This window comes from Holdemania massiliensis AP2 (assembly GCF_000327285.1).
Lineage (GTDB): Bacteria > Bacillota_I > Bacilli_A > Erysipelotrichales > Erysipelotrichaceae > Holdemania > Holdemania massiliensis.
In genome coordinates this window covers 894,356-912,655 of the sequence record NZ_HE998568.1, presented here as the reverse complement: position 1 = coordinate 912,655, position 18,300 = coordinate 894,356, and the positions used below count along the sequence as shown (strand labels likewise).

At 51.0% G+C, this 18,300-nt stretch carries 12 protein-coding genes and 1 other annotated feature; all 12 genes read left to right on the top strand.

Going from position 1 to position 18,300, the window contains the following annotated elements; genetic code table 11:
* Nucleotides 1-58 precede the first annotated feature (58 nt).
* The 12 genes from BN162_RS12035 to rpoC all read left to right on the top strand — a co-directional run bounded on the left by BN162_RS12035 (nucleotide 59) and on the right by rpoC (nucleotide 18,246).
* On the top strand, nucleotides 59-2,134 hold the full coding sequence (locus BN162_RS12035) for an efflux RND transporter permease subunit (RefSeq protein WP_020225364.1): 2,076 nt from the start codon (nucleotides 59-61) through the stop codon (nucleotides 2,132-2,134).
* The gene (locus tag BN162_RS12030; protein WP_020225363.1) at nucleotides 2,134-4,296 is read left to right on the top strand and encodes a phage tail tape measure protein; all 2,163 of its coding nucleotides are present in this window, start codon (nucleotides 2,134-2,136) and stop codon (nucleotides 4,294-4,296) included. The genes BN162_RS12035 and BN162_RS12030 overlap by 1 nt, the downstream gene beginning before the upstream one ends.
* Before the next feature lie 322 nt (nucleotides 4,297-4,618).
* On the top strand, nucleotides 4,619-5,104 hold the full coding sequence (locus BN162_RS12025; RefSeq protein ID WP_020225362.1) for a PTS sugar transporter subunit IIB: 486 nt from the start codon (nucleotides 4,619-4,621) through the stop codon (nucleotides 5,102-5,104).
* Nucleotides 5,105-5,177: 73 nt separating this feature from the next.
* A complete protein-coding gene (locus tag BN162_RS12020; RefSeq protein ID WP_020225361.1) occupies nucleotides 5,178-6,122 on the top strand; it encodes a hypothetical protein in 945 nt (314 codons plus the stop codon).
* 516 nt (nucleotides 6,123-6,638) lie between these two features.
* The gene (locus tag BN162_RS12010) at nucleotides 6,639-7,115 is read left to right on the top strand and encodes a PTS sugar transporter subunit IIA (RefSeq protein WP_020225359.1); all 477 of its coding nucleotides are present in this window, start codon (nucleotides 6,639-6,641) and stop codon (nucleotides 7,113-7,115) included.
* A 173-nt stretch (nucleotides 7,116-7,288) separates the two neighbouring features.
* Nucleotides 7,289-7,708 (top strand): 50S ribosomal protein L11, encoded by a 420-nt coding sequence (gene rplK / locus BN162_RS12005; protein ID WP_006057336.1) that lies wholly within the window; start codon nucleotides 7,289-7,291, stop codon nucleotides 7,706-7,708.
* Between the two features lie 15 nt (nucleotides 7,709-7,723).
* Complete coding sequence (gene rplA, locus BN162_RS12000) at nucleotides 7,724-8,407, top strand: 50S ribosomal protein L1 (RefSeq protein ID WP_020225358.1); 684 nt, start codon at nucleotides 7,724-7,726, stop codon at nucleotides 8,405-8,407.
* A 32-nt stretch (nucleotides 8,408-8,439) separates the two neighbouring features.
* Nucleotides 8,440-8,565, top strand: a sequence feature (ribosomal protein L10 leader region).
* A gap of 33 nt (nucleotides 8,566-8,598) precedes the next feature.
* The gene (gene rplJ, locus BN162_RS11995) at nucleotides 8,599-9,120 is read left to right on the top strand and encodes a 50S ribosomal protein L10 (protein ID WP_020225357.1); all 522 of its coding nucleotides are present in this window, start codon (nucleotides 8,599-8,601) and stop codon (nucleotides 9,118-9,120) included.
* A gap of 27 nt (nucleotides 9,121-9,147) precedes the next feature.
* The gene (gene rplL, locus BN162_RS11990) at nucleotides 9,148-9,519 is read left to right on the top strand and encodes a 50S ribosomal protein L7/L12 (RefSeq protein ID WP_020225356.1); all 372 of its coding nucleotides are present in this window, start codon (nucleotides 9,148-9,150) and stop codon (nucleotides 9,517-9,519) included.
* 69 nt (nucleotides 9,520-9,588) lie between these two features.
* Nucleotides 9,589-10,185, top strand: a complete 597-nt coding sequence (locus BN162_RS11985; protein ID WP_020225355.1) for a class I SAM-dependent methyltransferase — start codon at nucleotides 9,589-9,591, stop codon at nucleotides 10,183-10,185.
* Nucleotides 10,186-10,294: 109 nt separating this feature from the next.
* A complete protein-coding gene (gene rpoB / locus BN162_RS11980; protein ID WP_020225354.1) occupies nucleotides 10,295-14,434 on the top strand; it encodes a DNA-directed RNA polymerase subunit beta in 4,140 nt (1,379 codons plus the stop codon).
* Nucleotides 14,435-14,448: 14 nt separating this feature from the next.
* Nucleotides 14,449-18,246 (top strand): DNA-directed RNA polymerase subunit beta', encoded by a 3,798-nt coding sequence (gene rpoC, locus BN162_RS11975; protein WP_020225353.1) that lies wholly within the window; start codon nucleotides 14,449-14,451, stop codon nucleotides 18,244-18,246.
* The last annotated feature ends 54 nt before the right edge of the window (nucleotides 18,247-18,300 follow it).

Here is an 18,300-nt window from a genome sequence, read left to right as displayed (position 1 = left end):
GGCGGTATCCTGTCAAACGTAATGACCAATAGTCATTGGAAAGGGAGAGTGAACTGCAGTGAGAAAAATTGCAGAACAGATCGTAAAAAAACGAGTTCTGATTCTGGTGCTGGCTACGGTGCTGCTGGTGCCGTCGTTAGTCGGCTATATCGGCACGCGTATCAACTATGACATTCTGAGTTATCTGCCGGAGCAGCTGGATTCCATACAAGGGCAGGAAATTCTGGATCAGCAATTCCACGCCGCCAGTATGTCGATGATCACGGTCGAAAACATGGAAAAGAAACAGGTTGACCGGATTGAAGAAAAAATCCGCGGGATTGACGGTGTCCGCGACGTCATGGGATTGGGGGATTTCTTACAGACCATGCCGCCGGAGATGGTTCCTCAGGATTTGCGGGGAATGCTGGACAACGGCGTCTGTCAGCTGCTGCTTGTGACGTTTGAAGAAGGCAACGGCTCCGACCGAACGCTGAAAGCGGTGGATGAAATCAAGGCGATGATGAATTCGCAGATGTTCTTAGGCGGACTGGCCGCGGTCATCAACGATACGAAGATGCTGATCGAACAGGAGCTGCCGCTGTATGTGGCGGTTGCCGTGGGGTTGTCCTTAGCGGTCTTGTTTCTGGGTCTGCGCTACAGCGTCGCGCCTTTGATTTTCTTATTGGGGATTCTGTATGCCGTACTGTATAACTTCGGAACGAATATTTTTCTAGGTGAGGTTTCCTATATCACTTCGGCACTGGCGGCGATTCTGCAGCTGGCGGTGTCGATGGACTTCTCGATCTTTTTGCTGGAGCGCTATGACGAGGAGCTGCACAAAGGCTTAAAAAGTGAAGAAGCCATGACGGAGGCTGTGGTCAATACCTTCACGGCGATCAGCGCCAGTTCCTTAACGACAATCGCCGGCTTTCTGGCGATGTGCATCATGGATTTAAAGCTGGGCACCGACATGGGCGTGGTCATGGCCAAGGGCGTTGTGCTGGGCGTGTTCTCGGCCGTCGTCATTCTGCCGGCGCTGATTCTGGTGTTTGACAAACCCATTCATAAGCATAAGCACAAGGTTCTGATTCCCAAGCTCCGCGGGGTTGCGAAACTGACAACGACGCATTACAAAGCGATCCTGATCATCGCGGTCGCACTGCTGATCCCGTTTGGCCTGGCTCAGAAGAAAACCGATGTGTATTATAATCTGCTGGATTCCCTGCCGCAGGATCTGACCTCCACCGCGGGAACCCAAAAGCTGCGCGATGAATTCGACATGCCGACGACCCATTTCATTCTCGTCAGCGATCAGCTCAGCCGTCCGCAGATGGATAAGGTGCTGGAAGTCATTCGGACGACCGAAGGCATCAATTCTGTGATGACGCTCGACAAGTTTCTCGGCGCGGGCATTCCGGAAGCCATGCTGCCCGAAAGTATCCGATCAGTCTTCAGCGCCGGAGGCTGGAAAATGATCATGGCTAATTCCAGCTATACCTCGGCCACCCCTGCCCAAAACGCCCAGATCAGCGAGCTGGAAAACCGGGTCAAAGCGATTGATCCGACCGCTTTGATCACCGGCGAAGGCGCGCTGAACCGGGATCTGGTGCTGATTGCCGATCACGATATTCAAATGGTCAATATTGTTTCGATTCTGGCAGTGTTTGCGATTATTGCGATTTCGTTTAAGTCGCTCAGTGTTCCGATCGTTCTGGTGGCGGCGATTGAAATGGCGATTACGATCAATATGGGCATTCCCTATTTTGAAGGAGAAACCATTCCCTTTATCGCCAGCATCGTCATTGGAACGATTCAGCTGGGCGCGACGATCGACTATGCGATCTTAATGATGACGCGTTATCAGGAAGAACGCCGTTTAGGCAAAGTGCGCAAGGACGCTGTGGAGCATGCCGTCTATACGTGCAGCTCCTCGATTTTGACCAGCGGGCTGAGCTTCTTTTCGGCAACGGTCGGCGTGGCGATGGTTTCCAAGATCGATTTGATCCGCTCGCTGTGCGGCATGCTGGCGCGCGGGGCACTGATCAGCATGGCGGTGATTCTGCTGGTGCTGCCGGCGTTGCTGATGGTTTTCGGACCGATTGTTGAAAAGACGTCATTTCAATTTTTGAATAAAAAAGGAGAGGAACATTGATGAAGAAGAAAACAGGCTTCCTGTCGCTGGCACTTTCCGGCGTGCTGGCGATGAATTTGTGGACACCGGTCCTGGCGGAAGAGCAGCCGGAGGAAAAAACCAGAAAAGAAGAAACCGTTTATGCCTTTCTGGACTGGCAGGGAGAGCTGAAATCCGCAACGGTCAGCGAATGGCTGCATAATGAACAAGGCTTTCATCAAACTGCGGATCAGAGCCTTTTAGAGAATATTAAAAATATCAGCGGGGATGACCTGCCGCAGCAAAACGGCAGTTCGCTGGTGTGGAATTCTGCTGAACACGATCTGTATTATCAAGGCACAACGGCCGCGCCGCTGCCCTTATCGATGCAGATCCGCTACGAATTTAACGGCAAAGCCGTAGAACCGCAGGAGATCGTCGGACAAAACGGCAGTTTGAAGATCACGATCAAGCTGATTAATCATCTGGAAAAAACCGAAACGATCAACGGAAAAACAAAATACATTTCCACACTGTTTCCCTGCGCAATTGTGACCGATCTGCCGACGGAAACATTTAAGGATGTTAAGGCGGAGTCGGGTCTGATTTTCAATGAATCTAAAAATCAAATCGTGGCGCTGGCAACGATTTCCGGCATGAGTCAGATGCTGCAGGACTCCCAGATCAGCGCGCTGGATGAAATCAAGGATAAACTGAAAGATGAGTTTGTCATTACGGCGGAAGTGGAAAACTTTGAAATGCCGTCGATCATCCTGGCGGCTGCGGCCCCCTCCCATCTGGAAGATCAGGAAGTGGACCGCAGCGATCTTGATCAGCTGAACACCGGTGTCAATGATCTGAAGGAGGCTACGGCCAAGATTCTGGACGGCACGGTGCAGCTGCATGACGCCAACATTGAACTCAATGATAAAATGGGTGAGTTTCAGTCTGAATATAAAACGTTTTCCGACGGCCTGAACACAGCTTCCACGTCGTCAAAAGACTTGCAGGAAGGCGCGCGGAAATTGTCGGAGGGCGTAGGCGAGATCCAGCAGCAGCTGAGCGCGATGCTGCAGAAATACAATCTGACGGATGAACAGCTGATGGGGTTGCTGCGGCAGCTCAACGACAGTCTGACCCAGCTGCAGAATGCTTCGGCGCTGATGCAGCAGCTGGCGCACTCGATGCAGGGATTGGCGGAAATGCCGCAGGCAACCGGCGATGCGATCCGCGGTGCGGCACAAAGTGAAAGCTTCAATACAGCCTGGGCATCGGCAACGGATCAGGTCAAAGCGGGGGTAACCGCAAATTTGCCGGATGTTTCGATTGAAGTGAATCAGGAAGCGCTGGTTTCTGCAATCAGTCAGGCGCTGATTGAGCAGGGCATCGAGGAGGGGCAGATTCCGGATTTAACCCAGGCGGTTGCCGGGAAGGTGAAAGAACAGCTGGATGCTCAGCTGACCACCGCACAGCAGACATGGAAAGCGGGGTTAGGGCAGGCTGCTGAGGCCGGCGTGGATGCCATGGGGCAGGCGGGGAAGCAGGTCGCTGCCGGTACAATTGAAACAATTGCCGCATCCGTTCAGGAAACGATGAATGAGAAGGTTCAGGAAATGGCCGGATTAATGAGCCAGGCCCAGCAGCTGACCACGGAAATGATCGCCATGATCGAGCAGATCAACGGCATGATTGAACAGATCGGCGGCGTGGATGCGCTGAAAAATGCATTGGGCGCGCTGCAGCAGCTGCCGGAAGGACTCAAAACGCTGAAAACAGGAACCGATCAGCTGGCTGAGGGAACCGCGGCGATGAAGGCAGGCTTGGATAAACTCAACGGTGCTTCCGGAGAGATTGCGGATGCCATTGATAAGTTTAAAGCCGCGACGCAAAAACTGGCGGAAAAGACCGGCGAACTGAATGACGGAGTTCATGAATTCAGCCGCGAGGGCATCGATGAATTAAGCGGCAAGGTGACGGAGGCCATGGATGATCTCAACGAGGTGCTGGATACGGCGCATGCGGCGCTGGATCAATCTCAGGAATACCGCAGTTATGCAGGAGCGAGTGACGACATGGAAACTTCCGTCAAGTTCATCATGAAAACAGATGAGATCAAACGCCCGGAAGAAAAAACACCGGATGCCGAAGCTCAGCCGGAAGTAAAAACCACATTCTGGGAGCGGGTTAAGAACTTGTTTCATTAAACCGTCGAAAATAAGTCGGAAGAAAACGGATGATCGAATTTGTCATCAGATTGAGCAGCAAACAATGAAGGCGGGAAATTCCGCCTTTTTGCATGCCTGAGCCGGAGGTGAATTTACTTTGAACAAAACAGAAAAGGCAAGCCGATTAAGCGGCAGAAGGACGCCGATGCCGAATATCATAGACGGTGTTGAGGGAAGGACGGGATCAAACTGAATACTTTTTAAAATAGTTTTAAAAATAGATTGACAGAAAGCGCTTTCTGACTTATTATTAAAATAGATTTAAAAAGTAATTTAAAAAGTTACTGAGGAGGAAAAGAAGATGGAAATTGTCAACGTAAGAATTGACGAACGCATGATCCACGGTCAGGTAGCGGCGTTTTGGACGAATTCATTAAACGCTACACGTATTTTAGTCATCGACGATCAGGCTGCGTCGGATGACATTCAGAAAATGGCGCTGCGCATGGCTTGTCCGTCTACTGTTAAACTGTCAATTCTCAGCGCTGAGAAAGCAGTTCAGCGTCTGCAGCAGCAAGCTTATCCCAACGAAAGACTGTTTGTCGTCATGCGCGGTGTTGCAACGGCAAAAAAAGTTTTAGATCTGGGGTACACCTTTCCTGTGATTAACGTCGGAAATATCTCCAACAAATTGGGTTCTGTTCGTGTTGTCGGAACGACCAGCGTCACGCCTGAGGAAGCGCAGCAGTTTCGCGAGCTAGCGGGAAAAGGTATTCGGATCACCGCGCAGATGGTGCCGAGCGATGAACTGAAGGAATTCATGCCGCTGCTTGAACGGGCGTTCTGAAATCTGCGCCGGCCGGAATCGCTTTCAATCATGAAAATTCGCAGTCAAAATGCGGAGGAAAAGGAGGATGGATATGACAAATTCACCGGTTCTTAATGAAATCAATCGTGAGAAGTTAAAGGAAGTTCTAGCAAACGGATATCCGATGAGCAAAGCGGCGCTGGCAGAAATGACAGGACTTGATCTGCCGCTTGTCATTAGGCTTGTAGATGAATTAGTAAAAACACGGGAAATCCAAGCGGTTGGAACGCAGTCCACCGGAAAAGGAAAGAGCTGCCGGGTTTATCAATACAATCCCGACTGCCGCAGCGTTATTGGGCTGATGCTGCAGGGACAGACGCTTGACTGGTTTCTGTTGGACAGCCTGGGGATGACCAAAAATCAGGGGCAAATTGAAGTTGAATCAGATCGGCAGGAAACAATGCGGCTTCTGCTTCAGACAATGCGCCGCTGTGAGCCTTCGCTTTGCTGCTTTGCTTTGGGCGTGGATTTTGAAGCTGAGGGTGAAGCTGACGATGATCTGCTGAAAGAGCTGGAAATGGCCAGCGGATTAAAAGGAATAATCGGCAGCCGCATGCACTTCAGCGCTGAGGGCAGCGGCCAGCGGCTGCGGTTAAAAGAAAACAATTCACTGATCAGTTTCGGTTTTGGACAATCCGGTTTGAGCGGCAGCTTCGTGGTCAACGGCAAAGTTCAAAAGGACATGCCGAATTGGACTGACGCATCGAAACCATTACCGGAGCTTCATGCTGAAAATTCTTCGGGCGAACTTCTGTCAGCGCAGCTGCAGTGGATCGAAAACAGCGTGCTTGCCGCGAGTCCGGATGTCGTTGTGTTCTATGCGCATCCTTTCTTTGAACAGCATAAAGAAGAGATCCTTGCTGGTTTAAAGCAACGTTATAACACCCTGCCGGTTCCGAAGATCGTAACTGCGGAAAACTTCCAATTGGATTATGAAATCGGCCTAAGCAGGCAGGCTATGGCACTGCTGGAGGAATTCAAAGATCGGCAGGTTTAAGCTTGATAATGGATTAAATCATTGGGGTCAGGAAAAAGCGGGCAGGGCAACAGCTTGTCCGCTTATCCATGACATCCGAAAGAGGAAGAACCGTTGAATACAGCGGTTTTTTGTATTTTCAGAGAGGGGAATTCTGAAATTCATAAGTTAGGCAAAGCCAAGGCAACGGATCGGTTTGTTTTTCAGAACGCGTTGATCTCAAGGCCTGCCGTAAGGATAATGTTATAGCAGGCAAGCAGGCAAGCAGGCAGAAGGCCGGGGTTAAGCAGGCCTGCATTCTTTTTGCTTTAAGGCGCTGGGCGGATGCCGGAATAAACACAGCCCAGGAAATTACCGGCAGTGAAAAGCCGAAACAGAACGGAATAAAAAACGATAAATCATGAAATGTCAGCATTTATCGTTGATTAAATAAGCGCACTTCTTTAAAATGAGAAAAGTAAAATCACGGATAGTCCGAAATCGTTCAATTATGCAAAGGCGGCGGATATCCAAAAACGATGACTTGAGGAGGCTGCAATGTTTAATTTATTTAAAAAACCTGTGCGATGTGAGATCGTGTCACCTGTGGACGGCGTCAGCATACCCCTGGAGGAAGTGCCGGATCCGGTTTTTGCCCAGAAAATGATGGGGGAGGGCATTGGTTTTCGCTATGCGGGAGAATGGGTGGCCTCTCCGATGAACGCAACGGTGCTGCTGGTGGCGGAAACCCGCCATGCGGTAGGTCTGAAAGGCGCTAACGGAGCGGAAGTGCTGCTGCATATCGGCATGGATACGGTCGAGCTTCAGGGCCGCGGGTTGGAAGTCTTTGTTAAGCCCGGGCAGAAGGTCAAAGCCGGCGATCCGTTGGTTCGGATTGACCGGGCGTTTATGGAGCAGAAACAGATCGATTTGACGACGATGATCGTTGTGACCAACAGCCGGGAATATCAGATTGAAATCATGCCGGCGGGTCAGGTGAAGACCGGGGATCTTGTCCTTTGCGCGAATCGCTGAAAAAACCGCTCAAACTCGGCTTAAAATCAAAAATAGCCCTTGACTAAAGGCGAAAAGGCGCTTAGAATAGTAATGCTGTCGAAGGCAGCAAGTTTTATTATGCGTGGGAGGACGGTGTTGCACCTGTCCACAAAACCACAGCACAGACAATCAATTTTAAGGAGGAATGTCTTGTGAGCAAGAAAGTTGCAAAAATTTGTAAGCTCCAGTTCCAGGCAGGCGGAGCCCGTCCGGGACCGGCACTGGCTTCTGCAGGCATCAACATGCCGCAGTTCTGCAACGCATTTAACGATGCGACCAAGGATCGTGCAGGCGATATCGTCCCTGTCATCATCACAGCGTATGAAGACAAGAGCTTTGATTTCGTTCTGAAAACGACACCAGCCTCAGTTCTGATTAAGAAGGCTGCCGGTATCAAGTCCGGATCAGGCAGCGCCAAAGCCAACATCGTCGGAAAGATCTCTCTGGAAAAGTGCAGAGAAATCGCTGAGTACAAGATGCCGGATCTGAACGCCAATGATGTAGAAGCAGCAATGCGGATTATCGCCGGAACAGCGCGCAATATGGGCGTAGCTGTTGAAGGCATGGAATAAGAGAGGGACATCACGATGGCAAAAAGAGGTAAGAAATACACAGAGGCACTGAAGCAGGTCGATGCAGCGAAGCTGTACAGCCTGACTGAAGCGGTCGCTCTGGCGAAGAAAATCAACACTGCAAAATTCGACGCATCTGTCGAAATCTCCTTCAACCTGAACGTTGACCCACGTCACGCAGATCAGCAGATCCGCGGCGCGATGGTTCTGCCAAACGGCACAGGCCGTTCCCAGAAAGTCTTAGTCGTCACTCAGGGCGCGAAGGAACAGGAAGCCAAGGACGCCGGCGCAGATTTTGTCGGCGGCAAGGAAATCCTGGAAGATATCAAAAAGGGCTGGTTCGGATTTGACGTTATCGTCGCGACTCCGGATATGATGGGCGAACTCGGTAAGCTGGGTAAAATTCTGGGTCCGAAAGGCTTAATGCCAAACCCGAAGACGGGCACCGTGACGATGAACATCGCCAACGCTGTCAACGAAATTAAGAAAGGTAAGGTTACTTACCGCGTTGACAAGGAAGGCAACATCAACGTCATGATCGGCAAGTGCTCCTTCACCGATGAACAGCTGGCAGAAAACGCAAAAGCGCTGTACGGCGTCATTGCCAAGGCTCGTCCGGCTGCAGTTAAGGGTAACTACATGAAGAGCATCACGGTTTCCACAACCATGGGACCGGCAATTCGTGTTGCTGCTGAGTAATTGCTTGACAATTACGAAAACCCTGTTAAGATTAGTTTGTTATCAATATACCATAGACAGCAACGGCCGCACGGCTTAATCATGTTGCCGAGGTAGGAAGATCAACTTTGAACTTTCAAAACCCGTGCTGTCTTGAGTGCGGGTTTTTATATTCAGGTATATTGTGACAGTATAAAATGGAGGTGTACGGAATGAAAGATGCGGTATTAGAATCCAAAAAGGCAATCGTCTCTGCGATTCAGGAAAAGATGACGAACAGCCAGTCAACAGTTGTTGTTGAATACCGTGGTCTGACAGTTGCCGAAGTCACTGAATTGAGAAGAAGCCTGCGGGCTGAAGGCATTGAATTCAAGGTTTACAAGAATTCCATGTCCCAGCGTGCCGCTGAGGCTGCCGGATTCAATGAGCTGACAGAACAGCTGACCGGACCAAACGCAATCGCATTCTCTGATGATGCTGTTGCGCCAAGCCGCGTGCTGGCGAAGTTCGCCAAGAAGCACGACAAATTAGTTCTGAAGGGTGCGATCGTCGAAGGCAAAGTCGTCGGCGTCGATACGATTAAAGAACTCTCCAGCCTGCCGAACCGTGATGGCATGCTGTCGATGCTGCTGAGCTGCCTGCAGGCACCGGTTCGCAGCTTCGCTTGCGCTGTTAAAGCAGTCGCAGACAAAGACGGAGAAGCTGCTCCCGCTGAAGAAGCAGCTGCTGAATAACAAAACTGACCAAGGAGGAATAAGAACATGGCAAAGTTAACAAATGCTGAAATCATCGAATCTCTGAAAGAGATGACAATTCTGGAACTGAACGAACTGGTAAAAGCGATCGAAGAAGAATTCGGCGTAACGGCTGCGGCTCCGGTTGCAGCAGCGGCTCCAGCTGAAGCTGCAGCGCCTACAGGACCGACAGAAGTTTCCGTATTCCTGAAGGAAGTCGGCGCTTCAAAGGTTGGCGTTATCAAGATCGTTCGTGAAATCACAGGCTTAGGTCTGGTTGAAGCGAAGGGCTTAGTTGATAAGTGCCCAAGCGCAATCAAGGAAAACATCAAACCGGAAGAAGCCGAAGAAATCAAGAAGAAACTGATGGATGCCGGCGCTTCTGTCGAAATCAAATAAGTTTCGCAAACACACGTTATCCATTCCGCAAAATCTGCGGAATGAAATTAGCCCATGGGAGGCGATGGAATGAGTCATTACTTTACTGACAATCGTCAACTACCACAAAACCGGAAGGAGATTTCTTTCCGGTTTTCGGGCTTTATTATCCCTCTTATTACAGACAATGGAGTGTTCTGTAAAGGCGAAGTGGATTTTGGATCGTATGTCCTGTTGAAAACGATTAAGGAAGAACCGCTGGGTGATCATGTCCTGGATCTGGGCTGCGGCTACGGCGTCATCGGCGTCACGGTAAAGAAATTATTTCCCGATGCTGAAATGCTGATGGTGGATGTCAATCCCCGGGCGGTAGAGCTGGCTGTTCTTAATGCGCAGAAGAACAGTGTGGAAGCTGAAGTTCGGGTATCGGATATCTTTGAGAATGTCACTGAAACGTTGAGCGATATTCTGACCAATCCGCCGATCCGTGCCGGCAAGAAAGTGATTTACGCGATGTTTGAGCAGGCGTATGATCATTTGCGTCCGCAGGGGCATCTGTACGTGGTGATCCGCAAGCAGCAGGGCGCACTCAGTGCGAAAGCCAAGATTGAGGAACTATTTGGCAACTGTGAAGTAATCAACAAAGAAAAAGGATATTACATTTTAAAATCGACAAAAACAGATTGACAACTTGTTTTAAGTTTGGTATTATATTAAATTGCAAAAATGTATAAAAGTTAAGGGGGTTTTAGGCCCTTTTAGCCGTTGTTAACACTGTTATGAAAGGATGGCGTACATGGAAAAAATGCAGAACTACCGTATTGAAAAACTGGGTAAAAAGGCAGAACGCCGGAATTATTCCAAAGTCAGCGGCAGCCTCGATCTTCCCGATCTGGTTGAAGTGCAGACTCAGTCTTTTGAATGGTTTATCAGAGAAGGCATCAGAGAAGTTTTTGAAGATATTTACCCGATTCAGAACTACGGTGGAAATATTCGCCTGAAATTCGTAGACTACGAATTCGGCACGCCAAAGTATACCGTCAACGAGTGCAAATACCGGGAGGCGAACTTCGCCGCGCCATTGAAAGCGAAAATGGAGCTGGAAATGGTCGACAATACAACCGGTGAGGTACTGACAAAATGGGAAGACGTTTTCCTGGGCGAATTCCCAATGATGACGGAAACCGGAACTTTCATTATCAACGGCGCTGAACGTGTTATCGTTTCTCAGATCGTACGTTCGCCAGGCGCTTATTTTGATATTGCTTCCGAAGACAAAACTGGCAAAGATAGCTTCAACTGTGAACTGATCCCAAGCCGCGGTACGTGGCTGGAGTTCATGACCGACGGCAAGAAGGCGGCATTGGGCCGCATTGTCAACATGTCGGTAGACCGCAAACGTAAAATTTTATCCACGATTCTGTTCAAAGCCATTGGTATGTCTTTGAATTTGGAAAAGAGCGAGGATGGCTTTGATACGGCGGAAATCCGCCGCTTCTTAAAAGCCTTGGGTCTGGAAGTGTTCGAGGAGAACATCGTCGAGGGTGAACCGCGCGAATTCCTGAACCTGTATATGCTGCTGTATACTTCGTTCTTCGGCAACTATGAAGAAATCCGCAACACGCTGGCTGCCGATAAGATCAAGACGAGCAACGAAGCGCTGCTGGCGATTTATGAAAACCAGCGTTCTGATGAAGTTCCGACGATCGACGGCTCGATCAACTTGATGAACGCCAAGTTCTTCGATCACCGCCGGTATGATCTGACCAAAGCCGGACGTTATAAATTAAATAAGAAACTGTCGCTGACCGACCGCATGGAAGGGACCTACCTGGCGGAAGACGTACTCAGCGGCGAAGGCAAAGTGCTGTTTGAAAAGGGTACGTTTGTGACCAAGAAGGAACGGAATGTCCTGCGTGAAGAAATGCTGAAGGGCAGCCATGTAACAGCATTCCCATTCGTTCATGATTTCTCTCATCCAGATACTTCCATGATGGATACATCCTGGAGTTTGGGCTTGATCGGCCGTATTCTGGCCAATGATGTGGACTGCGGCGAACGCCTGTTTGAAAAAGGCACGGTTCTGACTGAAAAAGACATCGAAGCCCTGGCGAAGGAAGTCAAGGAAGTCCGCGTTTATTCCGGGCTGGTTGCCAAACCGGTCGCTTTGACAGCGGAAAATGCTTCGGCAGTGCTGAACTATGGTCATCGTTTCTTTGTCATCGGCCGTCTGACTGCCAATAATGAAGATATGACCAACAATGGCGAGCTGGTTGTTGAACGCTACATCCCGGATGAAGAGTATTCCAAACTGAGCGCTTCCGAGCAGCAGGTCATCATTGAACGCGCGCATCAGAACCAGGCGATCACCGCGTGGTTAGTCGGAGCTGCGGTTCAGACGATTCTGGTTTCCACTTCTTCCGACTGCAGCAATCCGATTAAGATCGTGGCGATTGACCCGATCAATCAGAAGAAAACCATCACGATTTCCGACATGTATGCCTTTTACAGCTATGAGCTGAACATGATGGACGGCGTCGGCAGCGTTGATGATATCGATATGCTGGGCAACCGCCGCATTCGGACGGTCGGCGAACTGATTCAAAATCAGTTCCGCATCGGTTTGAGCCGGATGGAACGGGTCGTTAAAGAAAGAATGTCGATTGCGGAAGCTGCCGGCTTAACGCCGAAGCAGCTGACCAATATCCGTCCGTTAACCGCGGCGATCAAGGAGTTCTTCTCCTCTTCGCAGCTGTCGCAGTTTATGGATCAGCAGAATCCGTTAGCTGAACTGACCAACAAGCGCCGTATTTCCGCGTTAGGTCCGGGCGGTTTAACCCGTGAGCGCGCCGGCTTTGAAGTCCGTGACGTTCACAACAGCCATTACGGCCGAATCTGTCCGATTGAAACGCCGGAAGGTCCGAATATCGGTCTGATTTCCAACCTGACGACCTATGCCAAAATCAACGAATACGGTTTTATCGAAACACCGTACCGGTTAGTGAAAGCCGATGGCGAAGTCACGGAAGACTATGTTTATCTGTCCGCGGATGAAGAAAATGATTTTGTCATCGCCCAGGCCAACGAAGTTCACGAAGGCCGGCTGATCAACGATATGGTCGTTGCCCGTAAAGCGGGTGAAACGATCATGGCGCACCGTGATCAGGTAGAACTGGCGGACGTTTCGCCGAAACAGATTGTTTCGGTTGCGACCGCATGTATTCCGTTCTTGGAAAATGACGATGCTTCCCGTGCCCTGATGGGGGCGAACATGCAGCGTCAGGCGGTTCCGCTGCTCAATCCGCATTCGCCTTATGTCGGAACCGGCATGGAGCACCGCATTGCGCGGGATTCCGGCAGCGCCTGTATTTGCACCGGCAACGGCGTCGTTACCTATGTGGACGCCAATAAGATCGTCGTCACGGAAGACGAAGGCGAACAGCGCGTCTACGAGCTGCAGAAATTCCGCCGTTCCAACGCCGGCACCTGCATCAATCAGCGGCCGATCGTCAAGCATGGCGAACGCGTTGAACGCGGGGATATTCTGGCTGACGGTCCTTCGATGGAAAAAGGCGAACTGGCTTTGGGTCAGAATGTGACGATCGCGTTTATGACCTGGCATGGCTACAATTACGAAGATGCGATCATCATGTCCGAGCGGATGGTTCGCGACGATGTCTACACTTCTATTCATATTGAGGAATATGACATTGAATGCCGAGAAACCAAGCTGGGACCGGAAGAAATTACCCGCGATATTCCAAACGTCAGTGAAAATGCCTGCCGTCATCTTGACGGACGCGGGATTGTCATGGTCGGTGCGGAAGTGAAGGAAGGCGACATCCTGGTCGGTAAGGTGACCCCGAAAGGCCAGAGCGAAATTTCCCCGGAAGAAAAGCTGTTATTGGCGATCTTTGGTGAAAAATCCCGAGAAGTCCGTGATAACTCGCTGAAAGTGCCGCACGGCGGCGCCGGTATCGTTCACTCCATCCGGATTTTCAAACGGAATGAAGGCCACGATCTGCCGCCGGGAGTCAATGAAGTGGTTAAAGTCTACATCGTTCAGAAACGTAAAATTTCTGAAGGTGATAAAATGGCTGGCCGTCATGGCAACAAGGGCGTTATCTCCAAGATCCTGCCGATCGAAGATATGCCGTATCTGCCGGATGGCACCCCGATTGATATCATGCTGAACCCGTTCGGCGTTCCGTCCCGTATGAACATCGGACAGGTTCTGGAAATCCATCTGGGCATGGCTGCGAAAGCCTTGGGCATCAAATTTGCAACCCCGGTTTTCGACGGGATTTCCAATGATGAACTGAAGTCGATCATGGAAGAAGCGCAGACCTCTCAAGACGGCAAGCTGGTGCTGCATGACGGCAAGACCGGCGAACCGTACGATGAACGGATTTCGGTCGGCGTTATGTATATGATCAAGCTGGCGCACATGGTTGACGATAAGCTGCACGCCCGTGCTACCGGCCCATACAGCTTAGTTACGCAGCAGCCGTTAGGCGGTAAGGCGCAAAATGGCGGTCAGCGTTTCGGTGAAATGGAAGTCTGGGCGCTGGAAGCTTACGGCGCCGCGCATACGCTGCAGGAAATTCTGACTGTGAAGTCGGATGATATCGTCGGCCGGACGAAGACCTATGAAGCCATCATCAAGGGCAGAGATCTGCCGGAACCGGGAATTCCTGAATCCTTCCGCGTTCTTAAGCACGAGCTGCAGGCGTTGGCCATCGACGTCAAGATGCTGGATGAAGAAGGTCTGGAAGTCGATATGAAGAAGATGGAAGCAGACGAAATTAACGAAGTTGCAGCCCTGGAGAACGTCGTATCCGAAACCTCGACAGAGATTCCGGCCCAGGTCATCGACGAGGAGGATCTGCCGGAAGAAGCGGCTGTAATCGGATTTGATGACGAAGACGTTGAGTAAAGGAGGCGTAAGCGATGAGTGTCAATAAATTTGCCGCCATTCAGGTCGGTCTGGCATCCCCGGAACGAATCCGCGAATGGTCCTATGGCGAAGTCAAAAAGCCGGAAACGATTAACTACCGTTCTCAGAAACCAGAACGGGACGGCTTATTCTGCGAACGGATTTTCGGTCCCTCAAAGGACTGGGAGTGCTATTGCGGAAAATACAAGAAAGTACGCTATAAGGGCGTAATCTGTGACCGCTGCGGCGTAGAAATCACCAAGAGTTCTGTCCGCCGTGAACGGATGGGTCACATTGAACTGGCAGCTCCGGTTGCGCATATCTGGTATCTGCGCGGCATTCCAAGCCGCATGAGCCTGCTGCTCAACATCACGCCGAAAGCGCTGGAAGAAGTGGTTTACTTCGTATCCTGGGTCGTTACCGATCCGATGGACACCCCGCTGGCTGTCAAACAGATTTTGTCTGAAAAAGAATATCGCGAAAATACCGCGCTGTACGGTCCGGGCAGCTTTGTCGCCCAGACCGGCGCCGAAGCGGTCAAGACCTTGTTGGAAAAGGTTGACATCGAAAAAGAACATGAGATTGTCATCAAAGAACTGGAAAACGCGAACGGCGATAAGCGCAAGAAACTGATCAAGCGTTTGGAAACGATCGACGCTTTCCGGCATTCCGACAACAAGCCGGAATGGATGGTTTTGAGTGTTCTGCCGGTTATTCCGCCGGATCTGCGTCCGATGCTGCAGCTGGACGGCGGCCGCTTTGCGACCTCTGACTTAAACGATCTGTACCGCCGCGTCATCACCCGCAACAACCGTTTGAAGAAACTGTTGGAGCTGGGTACACCGGCGATCATCGTGCAGAACGAAAAACGTATGCTGCAGGAAGCGGTCGATGCTCTAATCGACAACGGCCGCCGTTCCAAGCCGATCACCGGCGCGGGCGGACGCGCCTTGAAATCCCTGTCGCATTCCTTAAAGGGAAAGCAGGGACGTTTCCGTCAGAACCTGTTAGGCAAGCGTGTCGATTTCTCCGGCCGTTCCGTTATCGCGGTTGGACCGGACTTAAAGATGTATCAGTGCGGAATTCCGCGTGAAATGGCGATTCAGCTGTATAAGCCGTTCGTCATCAATGAAATTGTCAATCAGGGCATTGCCGGCAATCCGAAGACGGCTGAGAAACTGATCGACCGTCAGGATCCGCGCGTCTGGGACGTCGTGGAACAGGTCATTGACAATCACCCGGTTTTCCTGAACCGTGCTCCGACGCTGCACCGCTTAGGTATTCAGGCATTTAAGCCGAAGCTGGTTGAAGGCCGTGCGATCCGTCTGCATCCATTAGTCTGTACGGCGTTTAACGCCGACTTTGACGGTGACCAGATGGCTGTCCATCTGCCGTTGTCGGAAGAAGCTCGGGCGGAAGCTGAAATCCTGATGCTGGGTTCCAACAATATCCTCGGTCCGAAAGATGGTAAGCCGATCGTTACGCCGGGCCAGGACATGGTTTTGGGCAACTTCTATCTAAACATGGAAGAAACCGCCGATGAATTCTTTGCGAAAGCTGATTTCCTGGATTCGCTGGGCGATCATGAAGCCGCTGAGATGTGGCGCCGGTTCGGTACCAATGAAGGCCATGTCTTCAAGGATACCAATGAAATCCGGATCGCATATCAGAACAAGCAGGTGCATCTGCATACCCGTATTGCTTTGCCGGGTTATGCGCTGAATAAGAGCTGCTTTACCGAAAAGCAGAATCATTCCTATCTGGTAACGACGGTCGGTAAGGTTATTTTCAACGAAATGTTCCCAGCCGACTTCCCGTATATCAACGATGTCAACAAGGCCAGTCTGCAGGCAACACCGGAGAAGTTCTTCCTGCCGTTAGGCACGAATATCAAGGAAGCGATTGCCGCGATGCCGCTGAATCCGGAATTTAAGAAGAAGGATCTGTCCAATGTCATCGCGGAAGTGTTCAATCGCTACAGAACCGAAGGCACTTCCGATATCATGGACAACATCAAGGATCTGGGCTTTGAATATTCCACGGTGGCGGGCATGACCGTTTCCCTGGCGGATATCAACGTCGTTCCAAACAAGCAGAAATATGTTGAGGAAGGCCGTGCTCAGGCCGATAAGCTGGATAAGCTGCTGCAGCGAGGCATGCTGACGCCGCCGGAATGGGAGCGTCACTTCTCGAAGCTGTGGGCGGATATCAAGGATGAAATCGGCGATGCCGTTATGAAATCCCTGCCGCGTAAGAATCCGATCAACATGATGGCGGTTTCCGGAGCGCGAGGCAATAAATCTCACTTTACTCAGCTGTGCGGCATGCGCGGCCTGATGGCGCGTCCGACGCAGTCCAAGTCGAAGAAAGAATATCAGCCTTCGATTATCGAGGTTCCGATTTATTCTTCCTTCCGTGAAGGCTTGAATGTGTCTGAATTCTTTATTTCGACTCACGGCGTGCGTAAAGGTCTGACCGATACCGCGCTGAAGACGGCGGAATCCGGATACCTGACCCGCCGACTGGTCGATGTTGCGCAGGATGTCGTCATTATTGAAGAAGACTGCGGCACCGACCGCGGCTATCTGGTTGAGGATATCATCGACCGCAAGACCAACACGATTCTCGAACCGCTGGCGGAACGGTTAATCGGCCGTTACAGCCAGGATGCGATTGTCGATCCGAAGACCGGTGAGGTTCTGGTTGAAGCCGATACCTATATGGATGAAGCCATGGCGCAGCGTGTTGTCAACGCCGGCGTCACGCAGGCCTATATCCGCAATACCTTTACCTGCGAAAGCACCAACGGCGTCTGCCGCAAGTGCTACGGCCGCAACATGGCGACCGGCAAGCTGGCGGAAGCGGGTGAAGCGATTGGGATCATGGCGGCTCAGTCGATTGGTGAACCCGGTACTCAGCTGACCATGCGTACTTTCCATACCGGCGGCGTAGCTTCCGGCAATGATGGTGATATCACACAGGGTCTGCCGCGAGTTGAAGAACTGTTTGAAGCGCGCTGTCCGAAACATGTCGCAGTCCTGTCCAAGATTGACGGTGAAATCACCGACATCAGCGAACTGGAAAACAAGAGCGGCATGCGGATTGTCGTCACCAATGAAAAAGAAAGCATCGAACACAAATGCGATTTGACACAGACAATTCGCTCCTGGCTGAAAGTCGGATCGAAAGTCGTTGCCGGCGATAAGCTGACCGAAGGTCAGGTCAATCCGAAGGAACTGCTGGAAGTCGCAGGCGTAATGGAAGTACAGAACTATATCCTGAAGGAAGTGAAGAAAGTTTATGCTTCTCAGGGTATCGAAATTTCCGATAAGCATATCGAAGTCATGATCCGGCAGATGCTGCGGAAGATCATTGTCATCGACGGCGGAGATACGGGCTTAAGCGCGGGTCAGACGTTGTCGCTGAACAACATCACCGGCATCAACCGAGCCTGTCTGTTGGCGGGCAAGCATCCGGCTGTCTTTGGACCTACGCTGTTAGGTATTTCCAAGGCTTCTGTTGAAACGGATTCCTTCCTGTCTGCGGCATCCTTCCAGGAAACCACCAAGGTTCTGACGGAAGCGGCGATCAAGGGTAAAGTTGACCATCTGATCGGCTTGAAGGAAAACGTCATCATCGGCAAACTGATTCCAGCGGGAACCGGCTCGAAATTTGAGCGTGAAACAACCCGGCTGATTGAAGAACGGGCCGCCGAACTGCGTGAAGAACGCGAAGAACGGGCTGCTGATCTGGAAGAAGAGGTTAAGCTTCCGGAAGAAATGCTGAGCAATCACGCTGAACCAGCGGCATAAATCACTCAAAGAGGGAGTATCTGAAACAGATGCCCCTTTTTTTCATTGAATTTT

What these genes read in the sequence shown, in the direction of transcription:
- rpoC (WP_020225353.1), top strand. Translation starts at nt 14,449, where the DNA reads ATGAGTGTCAATAAATTTGCCGCCATTCAGGTCGGTCTGGCATCCCCG.
- BN162_RS12025 (WP_020225362.1), top strand. Translation starts at nt 4,619, where the DNA reads ATGGAAATTGTCAACGTAAGAATTGACGAACGCATGATCCACGGTCAG.
- rplA (WP_020225358.1), top strand. Translation starts at nt 7,724, where the DNA reads ATGGCAAAAAGAGGTAAGAAATACACAGAGGCACTGAAGCAGGTCGAT.
- BN162_RS12030 (WP_020225363.1), top strand. Translation starts at nt 2,134, where the DNA reads ATGAAGAAGAAAACAGGCTTCCTGTCGCTGGCACTTTCCGGCGTGCTG.
- BN162_RS12010 (WP_020225359.1), top strand. Translation starts at nt 6,639, where the DNA reads ATGTTTAATTTATTTAAAAAACCTGTGCGATGTGAGATCGTGTCACCT.
- BN162_RS12020 (WP_020225361.1), top strand. Translation starts at nt 5,178, where the DNA reads ATGACAAATTCACCGGTTCTTAATGAAATCAATCGTGAGAAGTTAAAG.
- rpoB (WP_020225354.1), top strand. Translation starts at nt 10,295, where the DNA reads ATGGAAAAAATGCAGAACTACCGTATTGAAAAACTGGGTAAAAAGGCA.
- BN162_RS11985 (WP_020225355.1), top strand. Translation starts at nt 9,589, where the DNA reads ATGAGTCATTACTTTACTGACAATCGTCAACTACCACAAAACCGGAAG.
- rplJ (WP_020225357.1), top strand. Translation starts at nt 8,599, where the DNA reads ATGAAAGATGCGGTATTAGAATCCAAAAAGGCAATCGTCTCTGCGATT.
- rplL (WP_020225356.1), top strand. Translation starts at nt 9,148, where the DNA reads ATGGCAAAGTTAACAAATGCTGAAATCATCGAATCTCTGAAAGAGATG.